The organism is Mycobacterium sp. (assembly GCF_049683935.1).
Lineage (GTDB): Bacteria > Actinomycetota > Actinomycetes > Mycobacteriales > Mycobacteriaceae > Mycobacterium.
The window spans coordinates 1-3054 of the sequence record NZ_JBAUJR010000169.1; the positions used below are offsets into that span (position 1 = coordinate 1).

General features: G+C 67.4%; 1 protein-coding gene and 1 pseudogene. Both read left to right on the forward strand.

Translation table 11 applies throughout. The annotated features are described in order from the left end of the window. Positions 1–132 precede the first annotated feature (132 nt). Complete coding sequence (locus WA965_RS09675) at positions 133–723, forward strand: TetR/AcrR family transcriptional regulator (protein ID WP_526301046.1); 591 nt, start codon at positions 133–135, stop codon at positions 721–723. A 4-nt stretch (positions 724–727) separates the two neighbouring features. Further along, a pseudogene (locus tag WA965_RS09680) lies at positions 728–3054 on the forward strand (molybdopterin-dependent oxidoreductase); the annotation flags it as partial.

A 3054-nucleotide genomic window follows, 5' to 3' on the forward strand; every position in this document is an offset into this window, starting at 1 on the left:
CGCCGGGCGTGACCGACGGCATCCGCACCGCCGGGTCGTACCGCTGAACTGGTGATTGTCACGACACCCTTTTGCGGGAGCCCAGGATTATGTAGGTTTACATACATAGCGCCGAAGAAAGGGCTGCAAGCTGTGGCATCTCCTCGCGAACGCATGGTCGTCTCCGCGGCACTGCTGATCAGGGAACGGGGGGCGCACCCGACCGCCATCGCCGACGTCCTCGAGCACAGTGGCGCCCCGCGGGGATCGGCCTACCACTACTTCCCCGGCGGCCGAACGCAGTTGCTCTGCGAGGCCGTCGATTACGCGGGCGAGTACATGGCGGCCAGGCTCGATGCGGCGGCGTCGACCCGTGAGGCGCTCGACGAGCTCTTCGATGGATATCGTAAGCAATTGCAGCACAGCGATTTTCGGGCAGGATGCCCGGTCGTCGCAGTCGCTGTCGAAGCGGGTGATCCGGCCAAGCCCGGCCAAACGCAACCCGTGATCGAGCGGGCTGCCGCGGCCTTCGCCCGATGGCGCGGCGTGATCGAGCGGCGGTTGATCGCCGACGGTGTTCCGGCGCACCGCGCCGGCGCTCTGGCGATGCTGATCCTCTCGTCCTTCGAGGGCGCGATCGTCATAGCGCGGGCCTCACGGGACCTCGAACCACTCGACACCGTTCAGGTCCAGCTCCGGTCGTTGCTCGGTGCCGAGATCCGTCCCCGGGAAGAAAGCGAATGACGCGATGACCGACTGGCAGCCCACCGCGTGCATCTTGTGCGAATGCAATTGCGGCATCGTGGTGCAGGTCGCCGACCGCACCCTGGCCCGAATCCGCGGCGACAAGGACCACCCCGCGTCGCAGGGGTACACCTGCAACAAGGCGTTGCGCCTGGACCACTACCAGAACAACCGAAACCGCCTGACGTCTCCCATGAGGCGAACGCCGGACGGAACCTACGAGGAAGTCGACTGGGACACGGCGATTTCCGAGATCGCCGCCGGATTCCGGGCGGTCGCCGACACTCACGGTGGCGACAAGATCCTGTACTACGGCGGTGGCGGCCAGGGCAATCATCTCGGTGGCGCGTACAGCGGCGCATTCCTCAAGGCCCTCGGTTCCCATCACCGCTCCAACGCGCTCGCTCAGGAGAAGACCGGCGAGCACTGGGTGGACGCCCACCTCTACGGAAATCACACCCGCGGCGAGTTCGAGCACGCGGAGGTCGCGGTGTTCATCGGCAAGAACCCGTGGATGTCGCAGAGCTTTCCCCGGGCCCGGGTGGTGCTCCACGAGATCGCCAACGATCCCGACCGGTCGATGGTGGTGATCGATCCCGTGGTCACCGACACCGCAGAGATGGCCGACTTCCACCTGCGGGTCCGGCCGGGCACCGACGCGTGGTGCCTGGCCGCCCTGGCCGCCGTGCTGGTCCAGGAGGAACTCTGTGACGAGACGTTCCTCGCCGAGCATGTCACCGGTGTCGCGGCGGTTCGTGAGGTCCTCGCCGAGGTACCGGTCGGTGAGTACGCACAGCGTTGTGGGGTCGAGGAGGAGCTGCTGCGGGCCGCCGCCCGCCGGATCGGGACGGCGGGCAGCGTGGCGGTGTTCGAGGACCTCGGTGTCCAGCAGTCACCCAACAGCACCTTGTGTTCCTACCTGAACAAGATGCTGTGGATTCTCACCGGGAACTTCGCCAAACGTGGCGGCCAGCACCTACATTCGTCGTTCGCACCGCTGTTCCGCCCCGGCGGGGTCGGCCGGACGCCGGTGACGGGTGCGCCGATCATCGGTGGGCTGATGCCCAGCAACGTGGTGCCCGAGGAGATCCTGACCGACCACCCCGACCGGTTTCGCGCGATGATCGTGGAGAGCAGCAATCCGGCGCACTCTGTCGCGGACTCGCACGCGGTGTCGGAGGCGTTCGCCGCGCTCGAACTGCTCGTGGTCATCGACGTGGCGATGACCGAGACGGCCCGGTTGGCGCACTATGTGCTCCCCGCCGCCACCCAGTTCGAGAAGGTCGAAGCGACCTTCTTCAACCTCGAGTTCCCCCACAACACATTCCATCTCCGGCACCCGCTGTTGGAACCCCTGCCCGGCACACTGCCCGAGCCCGAGATCTGGGCGCGCCTGGTGCGTGCCCTCGAGGTCGTCGACGAGGCCGAGCTGGTTCCTTTGCGCGACGCTGCCGTGCGGGGTCGCGCAGATTTCACCGAAGCCTTCCTCCAGGCGGTCGGCGCCAACCCGGGGTTGGGCAAGGTGCTGCCGTTTGTGCTGTACGAGACGTTGGGTCCGACACTGCCCGTAGGGCTTTCCGGGGCGGCCGCGTTGTGGGGACTGGCGCAGAAGGCGGCGATGACCTACCCGGAAGCGGTCCGCCGGGCCGGGCACCGCGACGGCAACGCGCTGTTCGACGCGATTCTGCAGAGCCGTTCGGGTGTCACGTTCACCGTCCACGAGTACGACGACGATTTCGCGCTGATCTCGAATCCGGATCACAAGATCGCCCTGGAGATGCCCGAGATGCTCGCCGAAATCCGGGGATTGGTAGGCCCGCAGAAGGAACTGACCTCGCCGGAGTTCCCGATCGTGCTGTCCGCCGGCGAGCGTCGCGCGTACACCGCCAACGACATCATCCGCGACCCCTCCTGGCGTAAGCGGGACGCCGACGGAGCGCTCCGGGTCAGCGTTCAGGACGCGGACGCACTCGGACTCACCGACGGTGGCCGCGCGCGGATCACGACAGCCGCGGGTGCGGCGGAGGCGACCGTCGAGATCAGCGAGACGATGCTGCCCGGCCATGTGTCACTGCCCAACGGCTATGGTCTCGATTTTGTCGACGGTGACGGCCGCGGGCAGGTTCCCGGGGTGGCGCCGAACTCACTCACCTCGAGTGGTTGGCGGGACGCCTATGCCGGAACGCCCTGGCACAAACACGTTCCGGCGCGAATCGAACCAGCGGTAGCGTCGGCGGCTGCTGACTAAGGAGCGATGGGCGCGGGCGCCGGTGCGGGTGCCACTGGCAACGGCGCGGGCGGCAGCGGTGCCTGTGGCCCCACGGGTAGTCC